The 20,943-nt window shown below is 70.6% G+C and carries 13 protein-coding genes and 1 tRNA gene; 3 read left to right on the forward strand and 11 right to left on the reverse strand.

Features of this window, described 5'->3' with window-relative positions; all coding sequences use genetic code 11:
* Positions 1 to 26: 26 nt before the first annotated feature.
* Positions 27 to 836: a DNA-formamidopyrimidine glycosylase family protein gene (locus ABZ822_RS31700; protein WP_360861766.1), complete on the forward strand. Its 810-nt coding sequence runs from the start codon at positions 27 to 29 to the stop codon at positions 834 to 836.
* 121 nt (positions 837 to 957) lie between these two features.
* Positions 958 to 1,737 (forward strand): SDR family NAD(P)-dependent oxidoreductase, encoded by a 780-nt coding sequence (locus ABZ822_RS31705; protein WP_360861768.1) that lies wholly within the window; start codon positions 958 to 960, stop codon positions 1,735 to 1,737.
* Between the two features lie 565 nt (positions 1,738 to 2,302).
* Here the strand turns inward: ABZ822_RS31705 and ABZ822_RS31710 are convergent.
* The 9 genes from ABZ822_RS31710 to ABZ822_RS31750 all read right to left on the reverse strand — a co-directional run bounded on the left by ABZ822_RS31710 (position 2,303) and on the right by ABZ822_RS31750 (position 16,765).
* Positions 2,303 to 2,773 carry a DNA starvation/stationary phase protection protein gene (locus ABZ822_RS31710; RefSeq protein WP_360861770.1) on the reverse strand — a complete coding sequence of 157 codons (471 nt, stop codon included), beginning with the start codon at positions 2,771 to 2,773 and terminating at the stop codon, positions 2,303 to 2,305.
* Between the two features lie 252 nt (positions 2,774 to 3,025).
* A complete protein-coding gene (locus ABZ822_RS31715) occupies positions 3,026 to 3,409 on the reverse strand; it encodes a helix-turn-helix transcriptional regulator (protein ID WP_360861772.1) in 384 nt (127 codons plus the stop codon).
* Between the two features lie 109 nt (positions 3,410 to 3,518).
* Complete coding sequence (locus ABZ822_RS31720) at positions 3,519 to 4,049, reverse strand: nicotinamide-nucleotide amidohydrolase family protein (RefSeq protein ID WP_360861774.1); 531 nt, start codon at positions 4,047 to 4,049, stop codon at positions 3,519 to 3,521.
* A complete protein-coding gene (gene pgsA, locus ABZ822_RS31725; RefSeq protein ID WP_360861776.1) occupies positions 4,046 to 4,753 on the reverse strand; it encodes a CDP-diacylglycerol--glycerol-3-phosphate 3-phosphatidyltransferase in 708 nt (235 codons plus the stop codon). Before pgsA ends, ABZ822_RS31720 begins: the two co-directional genes overlap by 4 nt.
* Complete coding sequence (gene rimO, locus ABZ822_RS31730; RefSeq protein WP_360861778.1) at positions 4,750 to 6,258, reverse strand: 30S ribosomal protein S12 methylthiotransferase RimO; 1,509 nt, start codon at positions 6,256 to 6,258, stop codon at positions 4,750 to 4,752. Before rimO ends, pgsA begins: the two co-directional genes overlap by 4 nt.
* 73 nt (positions 6,259 to 6,331) lie before the next feature.
* Positions 6,332 to 7,156 carry a helix-turn-helix domain-containing protein gene (locus ABZ822_RS31735; RefSeq protein ID WP_360861780.1) on the reverse strand — a complete coding sequence of 275 codons (825 nt, stop codon included), beginning with the start codon at positions 7,154 to 7,156 and terminating at the stop codon, positions 6,332 to 6,334.
* A 190-nt stretch (positions 7,157 to 7,346) separates the two neighbouring features.
* Positions 7,347 to 10,121 (reverse strand): DNA translocase FtsK, encoded by a 2,775-nt coding sequence (locus ABZ822_RS31740; RefSeq protein ID WP_360861782.1) that lies wholly within the window; start codon positions 10,119 to 10,121, stop codon positions 7,347 to 7,349.
* A 148-nt stretch (positions 10,122 to 10,269) separates the two neighbouring features.
* On the reverse strand, positions 10,270 to 10,950 hold the full coding sequence (locus tag ABZ822_RS31745; protein WP_360861784.1) for a response regulator: 681 nt from the start codon (positions 10,948 to 10,950) through the stop codon (positions 10,270 to 10,272).
* A 280-nt stretch (positions 10,951 to 11,230) separates the two neighbouring features.
* Positions 11,231 to 16,765, reverse strand: a complete 5,535-nt coding sequence (locus ABZ822_RS31750) for a HAMP domain-containing protein (protein ID WP_360861786.1) — start codon at positions 16,763 to 16,765, stop codon at positions 11,231 to 11,233.
* A 438-nt stretch (positions 16,766 to 17,203) separates the two neighbouring features.
* On the opposite strand from ABZ822_RS31750, the gene ABZ822_RS31755 reads away from it, so the two are divergent.
* Positions 17,204 to 19,858, forward strand: a complete 2,655-nt coding sequence (locus ABZ822_RS31755) for a SpoIIE family protein phosphatase (protein WP_360861796.1) — start codon at positions 17,204 to 17,206, stop codon at positions 19,856 to 19,858.
* 87 nt (positions 19,859 to 19,945) lie between these two features.
* On the opposite strand, the gene ABZ822_RS31760 is transcribed toward ABZ822_RS31755, so the two are convergent.
* Positions 19,946 to 20,018, reverse strand: a tRNA-Thr gene (locus ABZ822_RS31760).
* A gap of 74 nt (positions 20,019 to 20,092) precedes the next feature.
* A complete protein-coding gene (locus tag ABZ822_RS31765) occupies positions 20,093 to 20,794 on the reverse strand; it encodes a DegT/DnrJ/EryC1/StrS family aminotransferase (protein WP_360861788.1) in 702 nt (233 codons plus the stop codon).
* Between the last annotated feature and the right edge of the window lie 149 nt (positions 20,795 to 20,943).

Consider the following 20,943-nt stretch of genomic DNA (forward strand, 5'->3'; position numbering starts at 1 on the left):
GGCAGCCCCGGCGGCATCATGGCTGCATGCCCGAAGGAGACACCGTCTGGCTGACGGCCCGCAGGCTGCGCGACGCGCTCGCGGGCCGGCGCCTGGTGCGCTCGGATCTGCGCGTGCCCCGGCTCGCCACAGTGGACCTCACGGGCCGGGACGTGACCGATGTGGTCCCCCGCGGCAAGCACCTCCTCACGCGCATCGAGGGCGGACTCACCCTCCACTCGCACCTCCGCATGGACGGCGCCTGGCATCTGTACACGCAGGGCGAGCGCTGGCGCGGCGGCCCCGAACACCAGATCCGTGCCGTCCTCGCCACCGCCGACCGCGCCGCGGTCGGCTACCGCCTCCCCGTCCTCGCACTCCTCCGCACCGCCGACGAGGACCGTGTCGTCGGCCATCTCGGCCCCGACCTGCTCGGCCCCGACTGGGACGCCGACGAAGCGCTGCGCAGACTGCTCTCCTCCCCAGGCAGCCCCCTCGGCGAGGCCCTTCTGGACCAGCGCAACCTTGCCGGCATCGGCAATGTCTACAAGTCCGAGCTGTGCTTCATGGCCGGCTGCACCCCCTGGCTTCCCGTCTCCGAGGTCCCCTCCCTCGACCGCCTCGTCGCTCTCGCCCAGCGGCTCCTGGAGGCCAACAAGGCGCGGGCCGCGCGCTCCACCACGGCCGTCGACCGCCGCGACCAGCGCCTGTGGGTCTACGGCAGAGGAGGACGCCCCTGCCGCCGCTGCGGTACGGCCGTACGCTCCGCCGACCAGGGCGACCCGGGCCAGGAGCGCAGCACGTACTGGTGCCCGGTCTGCCAGTCCGGGCCGGACCCCGCCCACCCCTCCGGCTGATCCGCCTCCCCCACTCCGGCGGAGCCCCTGCCTCAACGCCCCGGCGGTCGGCATCCGCGGCCTCCGGGTGACCATCGCAGCGCAATTGACGATCCGTCAGAAACACTCGTACCGTCGGGCCATGACCCTCACGGCGTACGACCTCTCCGGGCGCACCGCCTTCGTCACCGGCGCCGCGAGCGGCATAGGCCGCGCGACCGCCGTCCTCCTCGCCGCGTCGGGCGCCCAGGTCCACTGCGCCGACCTCGACACGACGGGACTGCGGGAGACCGCCGAGCGGATCACCTCCGAAGGCGGAACGGCCCGGACCCACCCCCTCGACGTCACCGACGGAGCCCGGCTCGCGGACGCCGTGAGCGAGGCCGAGGCCGCGGGCGGCGGCCGGCTGCACATCATGGCCGCGATCGCCGGCGTCATGCACAGCAGCCCCGTCCTGGAGACCGAGGACGCCGACCTCGACCGCGTCCTGGCGGTCAACTTCAAGGGAGTGCTGCACGCATGCCGTGCAGCGGCCCGTTCCATGATCGCGACAGGCACACCGGGATCCATCGTCACCATGGCGTCCGGGGCCGTCGACACCGGCGCTCCCGGGCTCCTCTGCTACGGCGTCGCAAAGGCCGCCGTTGTCCAGCTGACCCGGACTCTCGCCTCCGAGGTGGGCCGGTACGGCATTCGCGTCAACGCCGTGGCTCCCGGGTGGATCAGCACCCCCATGACCGAGCGGCACGATGCCGAGGCCCAGCACCGGGCCGAGCAGACCATGATCCGCGCATCCCCCCTGGGACGGGTCGGCACACCCGAGGACGTCGCCCACAGCGTGCTCCACCTGGCCTCGGACGCCGCGTCCTTCACGACGGGTCAGATCCTCCGCCCGAACGGCGGCGTCGCCATGCCGTGGTAGTTCCCGTACCCCCGCTCGCCCCAGAACCCCCGCTCGCCCTCGTAACCCCGCTCGCCCCCGTACGCCGGTCCGTCCGCCAGGACCGGACCGCCCGCAGCGAGATCCGCACCCGCCCCGCCCGCGCCTCGGACGCCGGGACGCAGTGGACCGGCAGCAGGCTCAACCCCCAGCCCCCCGCGGCGATGGTGACCTCCAGCGGCCCCGTCTCGCCGGGCAGCGCGGCCAGACGGACCACGGCCCAGCACCACACCCCCGCCAGCACCGGTCCCGCCACCCACCGCGCCGCGGAGAAGCCGGACGGAGCCCCGCTGGATATTCGGCCGGGTATCGGGTCCGTACGAGCAACCCCGGTACGCGACGGGCGCCCCCGCACCCGTATCCGTACCGGACGCTCCCGGTCTCCGGCCTCGCGTCGTGCCATGGTTCCTTCCTCCGGCCCGACGCTCGTCGGCCGGTTCCCCCGAACGGGGGACGGCGCGGGGAGACCGTGGAACGCGCCCCCGGCCGGTCGCGGCTCTCACCGCATCCGGCCCGGGGCGCGCCCCGGTTCGGCCGCAGCCTCGGTTCAGGCGTTCTCCGCCTGGAACATCCACCGGTGTTTCTCGAGATCCGCGGTGAGCCCGATGAAGAGGTCCTGGCTCACGGGATCCGGGTGTTCGGTCGCGTCGATCCGCTCGCGCATCCGGACGATCAGGGCGCCGAGGGCGGTGACGAGGGTGCGTACGGCGTCGTCGTCCTTGGTCCAGCCGTCGTGGGCGGGTTCGATGCCACTGCTCTTGGCGACCGTGTCCGCCCTCCCGTCGGGCGAGACCCCGAGGGCAGCGGCCCGCTCGGCCACGGTGTCGGCGTACTGGCGGGCGGTGGCGACCACGTCGTCCAGCTGCAGGTGCACGGAACGGAACCGCGGACCCACGACGTTCCAGTGGACCTGCTTGGCCACCAGGCCGAGGTCCACGAGATCGACCAGTGCTCCCTGGAGGGCGTCTCCGACGATCTTGAGGTCTTCGTCACGCAGCGGGCTCTTGACGATAGACATCAGGTTCCTCCTGATTCCTCCGCTTTTGTCGCAATGCTCCTCTCAACGATCGCACACCCGTCTCGGAGAGGTCATGCGGGGGCGGGACGGATCACCGCGACGCCGCGGGGAGGGAATCAGGGTCCGGCGGCGCGGGCACCGGGCATGCGCCGAGCCCCGGAAGGCGCGTGCCTTCCGGGGCTCGGTGAAGCCGGTTCCGCAGTTGATGAAGCCGGTTCCGCAGATGCTGCGGACGGGGAATCTGCCGGGTGGTCAGGCCGCTACGACGTCCACGGCCTCGGCAGGAGCCTTGATCGTGACGCGCTCCTCCGGTACGCCCGTCACCGAGGTCACGGAGACCGGGTTGAACATCGGCCGCATCGGTGCCGGCACCGTCTCGCTCGCGGCAGCGGACTCCGCCAGCTCGGCCAGCGACAGCTCGTCGCTCACCTCACGCATGACTTGGGACATCCGCACGTCCAGAGCGTCGCAGATCGCGGAGAGCAGCTCGGAGGACGCCTCCTTCTGCCCCCTCTCGACCTCCGAGAGATAGCCGAGAGAGACCCGTGCCGACGAAGACACCTCGCGCAGGGTTCGGCCCTGGCGCTGGCGCTGCCGACGGAGCACGTCACCCAGCAGGCGACGGAGCAGAATCATCGGTGGCTCCCTCCTCGGGCCTCGGATCCGGATCCTTCTCGCCCCACCGTACCGCCTCGGACCGCGGCCGTGCGGGGAGCGATGACGTGTTCACTCAGGGCTGCAAACATCAATTCCCCCCGCTCTGTTCCGTATCCTGTGCCCGCACATTTTCGATCAGTTCCCCCAGAAGCAGTTCCAGCGCCGCCTGAACGCTGCTCGAGCGGATACCCGCTCTGTCCCCGTCGAGTCCCAGCTCGCGTGCGGGAGCCGCGCCCGAGGGCCCCGCCACGGCGACGTACACCCGGCCGACGGGCTGTCCGTCCTGGCTGTCCGGCCCGGCCACCCCGGTGGTTCCCACGCCCCAGTCGGCGCCCAGGAGCCGCCGTACGCCCGCCGCCATCTGCCCGGCGACGAGGGGGTCGACCGCCCCGCGCTCGGCCAGCAGCGCGCCGTCCACCGCCAGCAGATCGCGCTTCACCCCGGTCGCGTACGCCGTGACGGATCCCACGAAGGCTTTCGAGGCGCCCGCCGGTGTGGTCAGCTCCGCGGCGAGCAGGCCGCCGGTCAGGGACTCGGCGACCGCCACCGTCTCGCCGCGCTCCACGAGCTGGGCCAGCACGTCGGCGGCGAGCGTACGGCCGCCGTTCGCGCCGTTCATCGCCCGGAGCCCCCAGAGGCCCCGGAGACTCCGGAGGGTCCGGCAGCAGCCGCCCGCGCCCGCTCGGCCGCGAGTCCCGCCCGCCGCAGCACCACGGCCTGGCGTACGTAGTCCAGCCCGGTCACGACCGTCAGCACGACGGCCACCGCCATGATCCAGAACCGCAGGGTCGCCAGCGGCCCCGTCAGCGCCAGGACGTACATCCCGACGGCGGTGCCCTGCGCGAGGGTCTTCATCTTGCCGCCGCGGCTGGCCGGGATGACGCCGTGCTTGATCACCCAGAAGCGCATCAGCGTGATCCCGAGCTCGCGGAAGAGGATCACACCCGTGACCCACCAGGGCAGGTCCCCCAAGGCCGACAGACAGACCAGCGCGGCACCCATGATCGCCTTGTCCGCTATGGGGTCGGCGATCTTCCCGAAGTCGGTGACGAGGTTGTAGCGACGGGCCAGGTGACCGTCGAACAGGTCGGTGATCATGGCGACGGCGAACGCCGCCCAGGCGAAGGACCGCCAGACCGGGTCGTAGCCACCGTTGTGGAGCATCAACAACACGAACCCGGGCACAAGCAGCAGCCGGATCATGGTGAGGATGTTGGCGATGTTCCACAGGCTTGCCTGGGGAACCGAAGGCGCACTCACCGAGCCGCCGCGGACCGGCGCGCGGCCGTGACCGCCCGCTGCGGACGCGGGGACTCCGCTCATGTGCCGGCCTCCTCGCCCGGACACTCGCCGCCGGCCAGCGGCTCGGCCACGAGGTCCACGCCCTCCGTCGCCACCACCTTCGCTTCGACCATACGGCCGGGGGCCAGGCCCCGGGAGTCCGTGAGCAGCACCTGCCCGTCGGTCTCCGGCGCCTGGTGGGCGCCGCGTCCCACGGCACCCTCCGGCATGTCCGGGTCCTCTCCCACGGTCTCGACGAGCACCTCGACCGTCTCGCCGAGCCGCTCCTCCGCACGCTGCGAGGTGAGCTCCTCCGCGAGCCGCGAGATGTGCGCCAGCCGTTCGGCGACGACCTGCTCGGGCAGCTTGCTCTCGTATCCGGCGGCCTCGGTGCCGTCCTCGTCGGAGTACCCGAAGACGCCGATGGCATCCAGCCGCGCATGGGTCAGGAAGCGCTCGAGTTCGGCCAGGTCCTGCTCGGTCTCGCCGGGGAAGCCGACGATGAAGTTGGACCGGGCGCCCGCCTGCGGAGCCTTGGCGCGGATCCCTTCCAGCAGCTCCAGGAAGCGGTCGGTGTCGCCGAAGCGCCGCATCGCGCGCAGCACGCCGGGCGCCGAGTGCTGGAAGGACAGGTCGAAGTACGGCGCGACCTTGGGCGTGGAGGTCAGGACCTCGACGAGCCCGGGCCGCATCTCCGCCGGCTGCAGGTAGGAGACCCGGATCCGCTCGATGCCGTCGACGGCCGCCAGCTCGGGCAGCAGCGTCTCCAGCAGACGGATGTCCCCGAGGTCCTTGCCGTACGAGGTGTTGTTCTCGGAGACGAGCATGACCTCCTTGACGCCCTGCTCCGCCAGCCACCGCGTCTCGGTGAGCACGTCTGACGGGCGGCGGGAGACGAACGACCCCCGGAAGGCGGGGATCGCGCAGAACGAGCAGCGGCGGTCGCAGCCGGAGGCGAGCTTCACCGAGGCGACCGGGCCGGCCTCCAGGCGGCGGCGCAGAGGCGCCCGTGGTCCCGACGCGGGCGCCACGCCCTCGGGCAGGTCCTCCGGCGCCTCGGGGAGGTCCCCGTGCCCGGGCAGCGCCACCGAGGCGGCCTGCCGCTCCACCGGGCTGATGGGGAGCAGCTTGCGGCGGTCGCGCGGGGTGTGGGAGGCGTGCACGCCTCCGGAGAGGATGGTCTGCAGGCGGTCGGAGATGTCCGCGTAGTCGTCGAAGCCGAGCACTCCGTCGGCCTCAGGCAGGGCATCGGCCAGCTCCTTGCCGTACCGCTCCGCCATGCAGCCGACGGCGACCACGGCCTGCGTACGGCCGCCGCCTTCGGTGTTCTTGAGGTCGTTGGCCTCGAGGAGGGCGTCGACCGAGTCCTTCTTCGCGGCCTCGACGAACCCGCAGGTGTTGACGACGGCGACATCGGCGTCGGCCGCGTCCTGGACGAGTTCCCAACCGTCCGCCGAGAGACGGCCCGCGAGTTCCTCCGAATCCACCTCGTTCCGGGCGCAGCCGAGGGTGACGAGTGCGACAGTACGGCGTTCGGGCTCGGGCATGAGGTCAGCCTACTTCGTCCCGGCGGCGCGCTCCGCTGCCAGGGTTCGGCCGCCCGCCCGCGCGGGCTCCGGCTCAGCCTGCCGCAGGGTCTCCCTTGGTGTAGCTCAGCCGCTCGACATGGCCGTTCTCGAACCGGTTGTCGACCTTCTTGCCGTTGACGAACAGCTCGATGACACCGGCGTTGCCGAGGATGAGGTCGATCTGCTTCTTGTCGGTGAAGGTCTTGGAGGCGCCATGCTTGAGCGTGCCCTCGTGCAGCACGCGCCCGTTGTGGTCCTTGGCCGAGATCCAGCTCGAACCGTCCTGCGCGGTGAGCTTGACGGTCACCTTGTTGGCCGGGGCGGCCGCGATGGCACTGTCCGAGGGGTCCGGCTTCTTCGGGTCGGAGGGCTTGTCCTTGCTGGGCTTCGCCTTGGGCTTCTTCGAGGGGGTGTCGCTCGCGACGGAACGGTTGCCGCCCTCGTCGTCACCGCTGAACAGGGTGAAGCCCACGAACGCGACGACGGCGACGATCGCGGCGACCATGGCCGCGGTCCAGTTGGGGCGGCGCGGCTCGGGCTTGATCCGCTCCGCCTCGAACAGCGGCGCCGCCGGGGTCGGCGACGGCCGGCCCCCGTGCTCGGCGTCGTACTGCCCGACGAGCGGGTCGGGGTCGATGCCCACGGCGCGCGCGAGCGAGCGGATGTGCCCGCGGGCGTAGACGTCGCCGCCGCACCGGGTGAAGTCGTCCTCCTCGATGGCGTGGACGATCGGAATGCGCACCCGCGTGCTGGAGCTGATCTCGTCAACGGTCAGCCCGGCGTCGACACGAGCCTGCTGCAGGGCGCGACCGACGGAGGGCCGGTCGTCTTCTTCGACGGAAGGACGGTCGTCTTCGGGGGAGTTGCCGATGGACACGGGAGCGCCTTTCGAGCGTGTAGCCACCTGCTGGATGTTCAGTCTAGGGGTGGTACGAAAGGGTGGGGCAACCGGGGAGACGGAGTTTGTACGCCATCAGAACGGCCTCACCGCTCTAGGATCCCCTACCCGCTCATCCATCCCAACAACTTGACGTATCGGCAGCGGAAACGGTTGCCTGCCGACCCTCTTACGGGTGAGTCTCCCCCCGGATCAGGGCCAGCACTCCGTCCAATTCATCCGGCTTCACCAGCACATCACGCGCTTTGGACCCTTCGCTCGGGCCCACGACACCCCGCGATTCCATGAGATCCATCAGCCGTCCGGCCTTGGCGAAACCCACCCTCAGTTTCCGCTGGAGCATCGAGGTCGAACCGAACTGGGTGGAGACGACCAGTTCGGCCGCCTGGCAGAGCAGGTCTAGGTCGTCGCCGATCTCCTCGTCGATCTCCTTCTTCTTCGCCGTCCCCACCGTGACGTCTTCTCGGAAGACGGGCGTCATCTGGGCCTTGCAGTGGTCGACGACCGCCCCGATCTCGGCCTCGGTGACGAAGGCTCCCTGCATTCGGGTGGGTTTGTTGGCCCCCATGGGCAGGAAGAGCCCGTCACCCTTGCCGATGAGCTTCTCGGCCCCGGGCTGGTCGAGGATGACCCGGCTGTCCGCGAGCGAAGAGGTGGCGAACGCCAGCCGCGAGGGCACGTTCGCCTTGATGAGGCCGGTGACGACATCGACGCTGGGCCGCTGGGTGGCGAGGACCAGATGGATGCCGGCGGCCCGCGCGAGCTGGGTGATGCGGACGATCGCGTCCTCGACGTCGCGCGGCGCGACCATCATGAGGTCGGCGAGCTCGTCGACGATCACCAGCAGATACGGGTACGGGGACAGCTCCCGCTCGCTGCCCTCGGGCGGCTTGACCTTGCCGTTGCGGACGGCGGCGTTGAAGTCGTCGATGTGCCGGAAGCCGTACGCCGCCAGGTCGTCGTAGCGCAGGTCCATCTCGCGGACGACCCACTGGAGCGCCTCGGCGGCGCGCTTGGGGTTGGTGATGATCGGCGTGATGAGGTGCGGGATGCCCTCGTAGGCGGTCAGCTCGACGCGCTTGGGGTCGACGAGCACCATCCGTACGTCCTCGGGTGTCGCCCGCACGAGGATCGAGGTGATGAGGCAGTTGATGCAGGACGACTTACCGGAACCGGTGGCTCCGGCGACGAGGACGTGCGGCATCTTGGCGATGTCGGCCATGACGTAGCCGCCCTCGACGTCCTTGCCGAGCGCGACCAGCATCGGGTGCTCGTCGCCGGCGGACTCCGCCAGACGGAGGACGTCGCCGAGGTTGACCATCTCGCGGTCGGTGTTCGGGATCTCGATGCCGACCGCGGATTTGCCCGGGATCGGGCTGATGATCCGCACGTCGGGGCTGGCGACCGCGTAGGCGATGTTCTTGGTCAGGGCGGTGATGCGCTCGACCTTCACCGCCGGGCCCAGCTCGACCTCGTAGCGGGTGACGGTCGGGCCGCGGGTGAAGCCGGTGACGGCCGCGTCGACCTTGAACTCCTCGAACACCCGGGAGAGCGAGGCCACGACCGCGTCGTTGGCCGCGCTGCGCGACTTGCCCGGGCCGCCGCGCTCGAGCAGGTCGAGCGAGGGCAGGGCGTACGTGATGTCCCCGGAGAGCTGGAGCTGCTCGGCGCGGGGCGGCAGGGGCTCGGAGGACCGCGGAGAGGACTTGGTCAGATCCGGGACACTTCCGGACGTCCGGGCCGTCGTGCCCTCCGGTGCGTCCGCAGGGGCGGCCTCGGCAGCCGCCTCGGCCTCGCGCGCGCCGGGTACGGAGGAGTCCGTGGTCCGTTCGGCCGCGATGCCGTGGCTCAGCCCGGCGACCAGGGGGGACGGGTGCACGCCGTGCAGCACGGCACCGTCGAGCGCGGCCGCCGCTGCCGCGGCCACGTCCACCGCATCCGCAGCGGGGCGGGCGGACCCCTTGCGGCTCTTCCGGCGCTTGGACAGAGCCTCTTCCTCGGCCGGCTCCGGGTCGTAGTCGGAGTCGGCGGAGGCGGTCCTGGCAGCGGCCTTCCGGGGCCGCCGTGCGGGCGGCTGCCGCCATTCGTCGGCGAACGCGTCGTCCTCGTCGTCGCCGTACACCACCGCGTCGTCCTCGGCCCGGCCGTCGTGGACCAGACCGAGCTTCACACCGAGCAGCCGGAGCCGCTGCGGGATCGCGTTGACGGGCGTCGCGGTCACCACCAGGAGACCGAAGACCGTCAGCAGCACCATCAGCGCGACGGACAGCGCCTCGCCGACGATGAAGATCAACGGCCGGGAGACGGCCCAGCCGATCAGCCCTCCGGCGTCCCGGACGGCTTCGGTGCCCTCGCCGCGCCCGGGCGACCCGCAGGCCACATGGACCAGGCCGAGCCCGCCGACGACCAGCGCCGAGAGCCCGATGACGATCCGCCCGTTGGCCTCCGGCTTCTCCGGGTGCCGGATGAGGCGTACGGCGACGGCGCCGAGCAGCAGCGGCACCACCAGGTCGAGCCGGCCGAACGCTCCGGTCACCAGCATCTCGACGAGGTCGCCGACCGGGCCGCGCAGATTGGACCAGGTGCCGGCGGCGACGACGAGCGCGAGGCCGAGCAGCAGCAGCGCCAGCCCGTCCTTGCGGTGGGCCGGGTCGAGGCCCTTGGTGCTGCGGCCTATCCCGCGGAACGTCGCGCCCACCGTGTGGGCCAGGCCGAGCCAGAGGGCGCGGACGAGCCGGTAGATACCGCCGGTGGGAGACGGTGCGGGCCGCGGAGCGGCCTTCTTCGCCGCGGCCTTCCGGGCCGGAGCCTTCTTCGCGGCTGTCTTCTTCGCGGGTGGCTTCCTGGCCGCCGTCTTCTTCGCGGTACCTCCGCTACGGCCAGCGCGCGGGCTCGAGTTGCCCCGGGTGCTCTGGGAACCCTTGCCGGACGTACGTGAGGCCATGGCGCCGAGGTTACCGTGCGGGACCCCTGGGACACCTGTGCCCGGGCCTTAGCCCGTTCGTGTCGTTTCCGGATTGATGCGATGGTGACACAACGTCAATCCGGAATTGACGCTTCCGGATGAGGTGGGCGGAGACCCGCCGCACCGGTCAACTCTGCGACGGCAACGGCGAAGCGCCGTTCCCCGCTCCCGGCTCCAGCGCGTCCAGCGCCCGCCGCAACCCCGTGAGTTTGCGCTCCAGATGAGCGGCGGTGGCGACGGCGGCCGCGTCGGCGGAGTCGTCCAACTGCTTGGACAGCGCCTCGGCCTGCTCCTCGACGGCCGCGAGCCGCGCGGAGAGTTCGGCCAGCAGCCCGGCGGGCTCCTTGGCCTCCTCCGGGTCCGGCCTCCCGTTGCCCTCCAACTGCAGCCGGAGCAGGGCCGCCTGCTCACGGAGCTGGCAGTTCTTCATGTAGAGCTCGACGAAGACCGAGACCTTCGCGCGCAGCACCCAGGGGTCGAACGGCTTGGAGATGTAGTCCACCGCGCCCGCCGCGTAACCGCGGAAGGTGTGGTGCGGACCGTGGTTGATGGCCGTCAGGAAGATGATCGGGATGTCCCGCGTCCGCTCACGCCGCTTGATGTGCGCCGCGGTCTCGAACCCGTCCATGCCCGGCATCTGGACATCCAGCAGGATCACCGCGAAGTCATCAGTCAGCAGCGCTTTGAGCGCTTCCTCCCCTGACGATGCCCGCACCAGGGTCTGATCGAGCGCGGAGAGAATGGCCTCCAGCGCCAGCAGATTCTCCGGCCGGTCATCGACCAGGAGGATCTTGGCCTTCTGCACCATGGCCCGCCCTCCTCGCCCCGGCATGGGGCCGCCCCTGTCCACAGGACTCGGGGAAGCACCGGCCGCCCCAGGGGACGACTCCCTTGCGTCGCCCGTCCTCGTGCCGGTCATGGTAGCCGCACCCCGCCTGTCGACACACCCTGTCACCGCGATGTCACTGTGCACGTACCGGAAACGCGGTGGGAGACCAGAAAGTTCCCCGATTCCCGCGTTTCCACACACGATCGCGCACACCGATCCCGCGTTTTTCTGTGCGTTCCGTCACTGTCACGATCGCCGTTCACTCGGCCTCGGGCCGCATCCACTGCTCCATGACCACGAGCAGATGATCGGTGTCCACGGGCTTGGTGACGTAGTCGGACGCTCCGGACTCGATGCTCTTCTCCCGGTCCCCCTTCATGGCCTTCGCCGTCAGCGCGATGATCGGCAGCCCCGCGAACTGCGGCATCCTACGGATCGCCGCCGTCGTCGCGTAGCCGTCCATCTCCGGCATCATGATGTCCATCAGAACCACCGCCACATCGTCGTGCTGCTCCAGCACTTCGATGCCTTCGCGGCCGTTCTCCGCGTACAGCACCGACAGACCGTGCTGCTCCAGCACGCTCGTCAGCGCGAACACATTGCGGATGTCGTCGTCGACGATGAGCACCTTCTCGCCGTGGAAGCCGCCCTCGAAGCCGCGCTCGACGAGGTCGCGGCCCTTCTCCAGCCAGACCTCCTGAGGCGCCTCCTGCTGCCCCGGGACGCCGTTCCGGGAGACCTCCTCGGTGGGCGCGGCCGTACGCCGCCGCAGCCGTGCCAGCCCGCCGACACCGCGGCGTCCGGACCGCGAGTACGAGGAGTCCTCGGACTCCTCCGCGTCCGCCGCGCCGCTCTCCAGCTCCCTCGGACCTTCCTCGCCCGCCGTCACGCCGAGCAGCGGGTCACCCGCGGGCGCAGCGATCGCGCCGGCGCCCATGGGGCCCGCGGGCGCGAGCTGCGGGTAGCCCTGGGGCGGCAGTTCGGTCGGGTTGAGCGGGAGGTAGAGCGTGAAGGTGGAGCCGCGGCCCGGCTCACTTGCCGCGTGGATCTCGCCGCCCAGCAGCCGCGCGATCTCCCGGCTGATGGACAGACCCAGGCCCGTACCGCCGTACTTGCGGCTCGTCGTGCCGTCCGCCTGCTTGAACGCCTCGAAGATGACGCGCATCTTGCTGGCCGCGATGCCGATGCCCGTGTCCGTCACCGAGAACGCGATCATGTCGGCGTCCGGCGCCCGCAGCGAGCCGTGTTCCAGCAACTGCTCGCGGATCGTGGCCGGAACTTCCGCGCCTGCGGGGCGGATCACCAGCTCCACGGCGCCGCTGTCGGTGAACTTCACCGCGTTCGACAGCAGATTGCGCAGCACCTGCAGCAGCCGCTGCTCGTCCGTGTGAAGCGTGGCGGGCAGTTCGGGCGAGACCCGTACGGAGAAGTCCAGACCCTTCTCGGCCGTCAGCGGGCGGAACGTCGCCTCGACGTAGTCCACGAGCTGCACGAGCGCGATACGGGTCGGGCTGACGTCCATCTTGCCCGCCTCGACCTTGGACAGGTCGAGGATGTCGTTGATGAGCTGCAGCAGGTCCGAGCCCGCGCCGTGGATCGTCTCGGCGAACTCCACCTGCTTCGGCGAGAGATTGCCGTCGGCGTTGTCGGCGAGCAGCTTGGCCAGGATCAGCAGCGAGTTGAGCGGCGTACGCAGCTCGTGCGACATGTTGGCCAGGAACTCGGACTTGTAGCGCATCGAGACCGCGAGCTGCTCGGCACGCTCTTCCAGGACCTGCCGCGCCTCCTCGATCTCGGTGTTCTTCACCTCGATGTCGCGGTTCTGCTGGGCCAGCAGCTCGGCCTTCTCCTCCAGTTCGGCGTTGGAGGACTGGAGGGCCTTCTGCCGGTTCTCCAACTCGGCCGAACGGATGCGCAGTTGCTCGGTCAGCTCCTGCGACTGCCGCAGCAGCACCTCGGTCTTGGTGTTGACACTGATCGTGTTGACGCTCGTCGCGATCATCTCGGCGATCTGGCTGAGGAAGTCCTTCTGGATCTGCGCGAAGGGCTGGAAGGACGCCAGCTCGATCACACCGAGGACCTGGCCCTCGAAGAGGACCGGCAGCACGATCACATGCGCCGGAGGCGCCTCGCCGAGACCCGAGGCGATCTTCAGGTACCCCGGCGGCACGTTCTCGATGAGGATGGTCCGCTTCTCCTCGGCGGCCGTGCCGATCAGCGTCTCGCCCGGCCGGAACGACGTGGGCATCGTCCCCATCGAGTAGCCGTACGACCCGATCAGGCGCAGCTCGTACGAGCCGTCCTCGGCGGGCCCGCCGATCTCCGTGGCGTCACTGATCGGCATGGCGAGGTAGAACGCGCCGTGCTGGGCCGAGACGACCGGCGTCAGCTCGCTCATGATGAGCCCGGCCACGTCCTTCAGGTCGCGGCGGCCCTGCATGAGACCGGAGATCCGGGCGAGGTTGCCCTTCAGCCAGTCCTGCTCCTTGTTGGCGAGCGTGGTCTCGCGCAGGGTGGCGATCATCGTGTTGATGTTGTCCTGGAGCTCCAGGATCTCGCCGGCCGCGTCCACGTCGATCTTCAGGTTGAGGTCGCCACGGGTCACCGCGGCCGCGACCGCGGCGATGGCGCGCACCTGACGGGTCAGGTTGCCCGCCATCTCGTTCACGGACTCGGTCAGGTCGCGCCACGTGCCCTCGATGCCGCGGACGCGTGCCTGGCCGCCCAGCTTGCCCTCGGTGCCCACCTCACGGGCCACCTGGGTGACCTGCTCGGCGAACGAGGAGAGCTGGTCCACCAGGGTGTTGATGGTCGTTTTCAGCGCGAGGATCTCGCCGCGCGCGTCGATGTCGATCTTCTTGGTGAGATCGCCCTTCGCGATGGCGGTGGTGACCAGGGCGATGTTGCGGACCTGGCCGGTCAGGTTGGACGCCATCGAGTTCACCGACTCGGTGAGGTCCTTCCACGTGCCCGAACCGCCGGGCACGCTCGCCTGGCCGCCGAGGATGCCCTCCGTGCCCACCTCGCGCGCGACTCGGGTCACCTCGTCCGCGAACGACGACAGCGTCGTCACCATGGAGTTGACGGTGTCGGCGAGCTGGGCGACCTCGCCGCGCGCCTCGACGGTGACCTTCTTCGTCAGGTCACCGTTGGCGACCGCGCCTGCGACCTGGGAGATGTTCCGCACCTGGATGGTGAGGTTGTTGGCCATCAGATTGACGTTGTCGCTCAGGTCCTTCCAGATACCGGTGACGCCGGGCACCCGGGCCTGACCGCCCAACTGGCCCTCCGTACCCACCTCGCGGGCCACGCGGGTCACCTGCTCGGCGAACGAGGACAGCTGGTCGACCATCGTGTTGACGGTGGTGACGAGTTCGAGGATCTCGCCCTTGGCGTCGACGGTGATCTTCTTGGACAGGTCGCCGCGCGCCACCGCCGTCGTCACCTCGGCGATGTTGCGCACCTGCGACGTCAGGTTGTTCGCCATGAAGTTGACGGACTGGGTGAGGTCCTTCCAGGTGCCGGAGACGCCCTGCACCTCGGCCTGGCCGCCGAGGATGCCCTCGGTGCCCACCTCGCGGGCCACCCGCGTCACCTGGTCGGCGAAGGACGACAGCTGGTCCACCATCGTGTTGAGGGTGTTCTTCAGCTCAAGGATCTCGCCCCGGGCGTCCACGTCGATCTTCTGGGACAGGTCACCGCGGGCCACCGCGGTGGCGACCTGCGCGATGTTGCGGACCTGGGCGGTCAGGTTGCCGGCCATGCCGTTCACGGAGTCGGTCAGATCCCGCCACACACCCGCGACGCCCGGCACTTGAGCCTGACCGCCGAGACGGCCGTCCGTACCCACCTCGCGGGCCACCCGGGTCACCTGCTCCGCGAAGGCGGACAGCTGGTCGACCATGGTGTTGATGGTGTTCTTCAGCTCCAGGATCTCGCCCCGGGCGTCCACGTCGATCTTCTGCGACAGGTCACCGCGGGCCACCGCGGTCGTGACCTGGGCGATCTGCCGCACCTGTGAAGTCAGGTTGCCCGCCATGAAGTTGACGGAGTCGGTCAGCTCCTTCCAGGTGCCGGAGACGCCGTCCACCCGGGCCTGACCGCCCAGCCGGCCCTCCGTACCCACGTCGCGCGCCATGCGCGTCACCTGGTCGGCGAAGGACGAGAGCTGGTCCACCATCGTGTTGACGGTGGCCTTGAGCTGGAGCATCTCGCCGGAGACGTCGACGGTGACCTTCTGCGACAGGTCGCCGTTCGCCACCGCCGTCGTCACCTGCGCGATGTTGCGCACCTGTCCGGTGAGGTTGCGGAAGGCGGTGTTCACCGAATCGGTGAGGTCCTTCCACGTACCCGCCGCACCCGGCACCTGCGCCTGTCCGCCGAGTTCGCCCTCGACGCCGACCTCGCGGGCCACACGCGTCACTTCGGCACCGAAGGAGGAGAGCTGGTCCACCATCGTGTTGACGGTGTTCTTCAGCTCCAGCATCTCCCCGGCCACGTCGACGGTGACCTTCTGCGACAGGTCGCCGTTCGCCACCGCCGTCGTCACCTGCGCGATGTCCCGCACCTGCGCCGTGAGGTTCCGGAACGCGGTGTTCACCGAATCGGTGAGGTCCTTCCACGTACCCGCCGCACCCGGCACCTGCGCCTGACCGCCGAGCTGGCCCTCGGCCCCGACCTCGTTCGCGACGCGCGTCACCTCGTCGGCGAAGGTCCGCAGCGTCTCGGTCATCGTGTTGATGGTCTCGGCGAGTTGCGCGACCTCGCCGCGTGCGCTCACCGTCACCTTCTGCGACAGATCACCGTTCGCGACGGCGGTGGTCACCTGGGCGATGCCGCGCACCTGCGCGGTCAGATTGCCCGCCATGAGGTTCACCGAGTCGGTGAGGTCCTTCCACACGCCCGCGACGCCTGGCACCTGGGCCTGGCCGCCGAGTTCGCCCTCGGTGCCCACCTCGCGGGCAACGCGCGTCACCTCGGAGGAGAAGGAGGAGAGCTGGTCGACCATCGTGTTGACGGTGTTCTTCAGCTCCAGCATCTCGCCGGCCACGTGAACCGTGACCTTCCGGGACAGATCGCCCTTCGCGACCGCCGTCGTCACCAGAGCGATGTCCCGCACCTGAGCGGTGAGCCGGTACGCCATCGTGTTGACGGAGTCCGTCAGGTCCTTCCAGGACCCGGACATCCCGCGCACCTTGGCCTGCCCGCCCAGCTTGCCCTCGGTGCCCACCTCGCTGGCCACGCGCGTGACCTCGTCGGTGAACGCCGAGAGCTGGTCGACCAGCCCGTTGACCGTACGGCCGACCTTCAGGAACTCGCCGCGCAGCGGATGCGCCGTCCCGTCGGGGCCCTGCGCCCGCAGATCCATCCGCTGCGAGAGATCGCCCTCGGAGACCGCGGACAGCACCCGGCCCACCTCGGACACCGGCCGTACGAGATCGTCGACCAGGGCGTTGGAGGCGTCGATCGCCGCCGACCACGAGCCCTCGCAGGCGCCCGTCTCCAGCCGCTCCGTGAGCTTGCCCTCACGGCCCACCACGCGCCGTACCCGCGCCAGCTCGCCGGTCAGATGCAGATTGCGGTCGGCGACCTCGTTGAACACCGCGGCGATCTCGGACATCACGCCCTCGCCCGACACCGTCAGGCGTTTACGGAAATTCCCGTCCCGCATCGCGACCAACGCAATGAGCAATCGATTCAGCGACGCCGTATCCACTTCGGTCGTCCCGTTGCTACGGGACCGTCCGCCCTTCGCGCGCGTGCTCGCGCCCCGCGCCGCTGCGCCAGACTCCACCGTGTCCCTCCTGCAGGGTCGACCACACTGGCAAGGTCTTCTATGAAGCCTTCCCAGTGTTTCACCATGGCCCAACCAGGCCATAACAGTTCGGCAGCATCGCACACCGGCCGCCGCAGTAGCCTCTACCGCACTCCTGAGGTGTAAACACGCGCGACCGGGATCCGCACGGACGGCGAAGGTAAGTAACCTGGCATCCGTCTGTCCATCCGCCCGCCTCCAGGGAGGGCGGTGGCGTGTGAGACGACAAGGCATCGGAGGGGCGGCCGGGGCATCCGGCGATAGGGAGCGGGGATGAAGGAGCGGGGCGAGAGCCTGGTCCAGCAGGGCGTCGCGGACAGTGACATCGGTCACGACCCCGGCAGCACGGACCACCCGGTGGCTCCCGGGCCCGTCGTCGGCGGCCGCCTCGCCCCGGGGCCGGACGACGTACCACCGATGAGGAGACCAGTGATCACCGCGCGGGCTGCGGCCACGTTCGAACCGGTCGGGCGATCCGTCGCCTCCGCCCGCGCGTTCGTCCGCGACACCCTCCAGGGGTGGGGCTTCTCCGACATCGTCGACGACGCGGTGGTCCTCACCAGCGAACTGGTCACCAACGCCGTGGTGCACGCGGGCACCGCCGCCGAAGTGCAGTGCCTGCGCAACGAGCGGGGCGTACGCGTCGAGGTCGCCGACCGCTACCCCGAGCGCGAACTCCCCTTGCAGAGCACGGGCCGTCACCACGCGCACCCGGACCGTGAGGGCGGCCGCGGACTGCTCCTGTGCGGCGCGCTCGCCAGCCGCTGGGGCGTGGAGTACAGCGCCACCAACAAGCACGTCTGGTTCCAACTCGACCTCTCCGAGCGCCCGGCCGGCACGCGCTCCGCCGGTCCCGCTCTGCCCACCGTCGCCCTCCCCGTCGCCGACTCCCGCGTCCGCGTCGCCGTCGTCCAGATCGAGAGCGGCGGAACCGTCAGTTCGTGGAACGACGACGCACAGGAACTCTTCGGCTACGCCCCGGAACAGGTGATCGGAAAGCCGCTCACCGACCTCGCCGCCTGGCCCCACACCCCCGGCACCGGCACCGGCATCGCCGAGGCCCTCCAGCTCTCCCGCTGGGAAGGCTCGTACGGCATCCGCGACACCGACGGCCGCGTCGTCCCCGTCTACGCCTCGCACCTCCGCGTCCGGGACGCCGAGGGAGAGCCCTCCACCGTCCTCCTCCTCGTCCGCGACCACGAGCGCGCCGTCCTGCAGACCACGCTGCGCCCGCCCGCGGGGGACAGCAGCACGGCACCGGCGGACGGACGCGGACCCGCCGCCGACCCGTTCGAGGTCTTCATCGGCTCCCCCGCCCCTGACGACCTCGACGGCCTCCTCCAGCGCACCGTCGAGCGCGCCCGCGACATGCTCGACGGCGACGCCGCCTACCTTCTGCTCGCCACGGACGACGAGACCGAACTCGAGGTGCGCGCCTCCACCGGCCTGCCCTCCGCACGCCAGCGCTTCGCCCGCGTCCCCGTCGAAGCCGGCACGGGCCGCTACGGCTCGGCGCGTATGCCCGCGGTCCACGAGGACCTCACGGCCGTACCCGGCGCCGTACCGCTCCTCGGCGGTACCGGCATGCGCTCCGTCGTCACCGTCCCGCTGAAGGTCGAGGGCCGCCTCACCGGCTCCCTCGGCGTCGCGGCGGAATCCTCCGGCCGCTACACCAACGAAGAGGCACTGCGCCTGCAGTTCGCCGCCGACCGCATCGCGCTCGCCGTCGAACGGGCCCGCCTCACCGAGCTCGAACGCCTCCGCCGCGGCTCCCTCTCGTTCCTCGTCGAGGCCTCCGACCTGCTCGCCGGCACACTCGACCGCGACCAGACCCTCGCCCTCATGGCGCAGATGACGGTGCCGACGCTGGCCACCTGGTGCGCGGTCTACACCGTCGCCGACCAGTCCTCCGAGCCCGAACTCTCCTACGTCCTGCACGAGGACGAGGACCGCATCGACGGCCTCAAGACCCTGCTGGGCAAGGTCGCACCGCCCGACCCCGTGCCGACGCCCGGCGCCCGCGTCTGGACGGCCCCGAGCGACGCCGCGCACGCCGCGGCGCTCCGCTCCTCGCTCCGCGCCGTCGACATGGGCGACCCCTCGCAGATCACCTCCGGCCCCGGACCGTCGCTCGCCACCGCCGCAGCGGTCGGCGGGGAGACGGTCGTCCTGCCGCTGGTGGCCCGTAACCGCGTCATCGGCATGCTCACCCTCGGCAAGCCCACCGAGGAGCACTTCCGCCAGGAGATCCTCGAACTCGCCGAGGACCTCTCGCGCCGGGCCGCCCTCGCCCTGGACAACGCCCGCCTGTACTCCGAGCGCACCGCCATCAGCCAGTCCCTGCAGCGCAGCCTGCTGCCGCCGGAACTCCCCGAGGTCCCGGGCGTCGAGGTCGAGGTCATCTACCGCGCCGCCGGCGAGGGCAACGAGGTCGGAGGCGACTTCTACGACGTCTTCCCGATCCGCGACGAGGCGTACGGCTTCGCGATCGGCGACGTCTGCGGCACGGGGCCGGAGGCCGCCGCCGTCACCGGCCTCGCCCGCCACGCGCTGCGCCTGCTCGCCCGTGAGGGCTTCGGCGGCCCCGCGGTGCTCGAGCGCCTCAACACCGCGATCCTCGACGAGGGCGCGCGCAGCCGCTTCCTCACCCTCCTCTACGGTGAGCTGTGGCCGCAGCAGGACGGCAGCGCGGTCCTCAAGGTCGTCTGCGCCGGGCATCCCCTGCCGCTGCGGCTCCGCCAGGACGGCAGCGTGGAGCCGGCGGCCGAACCCCAGCCGCTCCTCGGCGTGATGGACGACCTGGAACTGTACGAGCAGACCGTGCGGCTCGACCCGGGCGATGTCCTGCTGTGCGTCACGGACGGTGTGACGGAGCGCCGTGAAGGCACGCGCATGCTCGGCGACGACGGCCTGGTCGACGTGCTCACCACCTGCACCGGTCTCACGGCTGGGGCGGTCGCCGCGCGGATCCTGCGCGCCGTGGAGCGCTTCGCCGCGGACTCCCCGTCCGACGACATGGCGATCCTCGCGATGCGCGTGCCCGAGCCGCAGAGCGCCGCTCAGGACTCCTGACGGCGCAACGGACCCCGGCCACCGCCGGGTTGAGGGGTTGAGAAACGACGAAGGCCCCCGCCGATGTGGCGGGGGCCTTCCTGTCTGAGCCCCAATACGGAATCGAACCGTAGACCTTCTCCTTACCATGGAGACGCTCTGCCGACTGAGCTATTGGGGCGCGGCAACGGGAACGATCATACCCGAACTCGCGTGCCCGCCCGAATCGGCGTCCGCCCCGGTCCCGTTGGTCCGCTACGCGGCCTGCAGCAGCCCACCGAGCGCGTTGCAGGCAGACGCCACGCGCTGCAACTCCCGCCGCGTCATTCCCGCATCGACCGGAAGCGACAGACACTCGTCCGCGGCCCGCTCGGTCTCGGGAAGCCACACATCACGCCGGAACGGCGGCATGCGGTGCACAGGAGTCTGTACGGGCACCTGGCACCGGACTCCCTTGGCACGCAAGGTCCGCGCGAACGCGTCCCGGTCGGGCCGCCCGTTGCCGGGCACGCGGACGACGTACTGGAGGAAGGTGTGCTCGAACCCGGGCCGTATGCGGGGGGTGATCACATCGCTGAGCCGCTGCGTGAGGAAGGCCGCATTGGCCTGGCGCGACGCCGTCTCACCGGAGGAGCCCTCCTGGACGGCGTGGGGCACGAGCAACAGGCCACGGCGGTCCGTCAGTTCACCGAGCCGCGCCATGTCGGCCCGGTGGCCGAACTGGTGCACCGGCACGACCGCCGCCGTTCGCGCGGTCACCGCGGTCTCGACGGCTCCCGGATCGATGCAGAAGGTGTCGGGGTCCACGTCGACGTAGACCGGCAGTCCGCCGGCCTGCCGAACGGCCTGTACGACCTCTGACGTGCCGTACGAGGGCACGATCACTTCATCGCCCGGACGTACGCCCGTGCTGGTCAGAGCGTGCTGGAGCACATCTGCAGGAAGTTCCTGTCCCATGGCATCGATCGTGCCCGGACAACATGAACTCCAAGTGGCGGGCAGCACAACGCGAGAGAGCCCTGTCGGGAACCGAAGTTCCCGACAGGGCTCTCTGCAACGATTGTTCGGCGGCGTCCTACTCTCCCACAGGGTCCCCCCTGCAGTAC

The organism is Streptomyces sp. NPDC047108 (assembly GCF_040643575.1).
GTDB lineage: Bacteria > Actinomycetota > Actinomycetes > Streptomycetales > Streptomycetaceae > Streptomyces.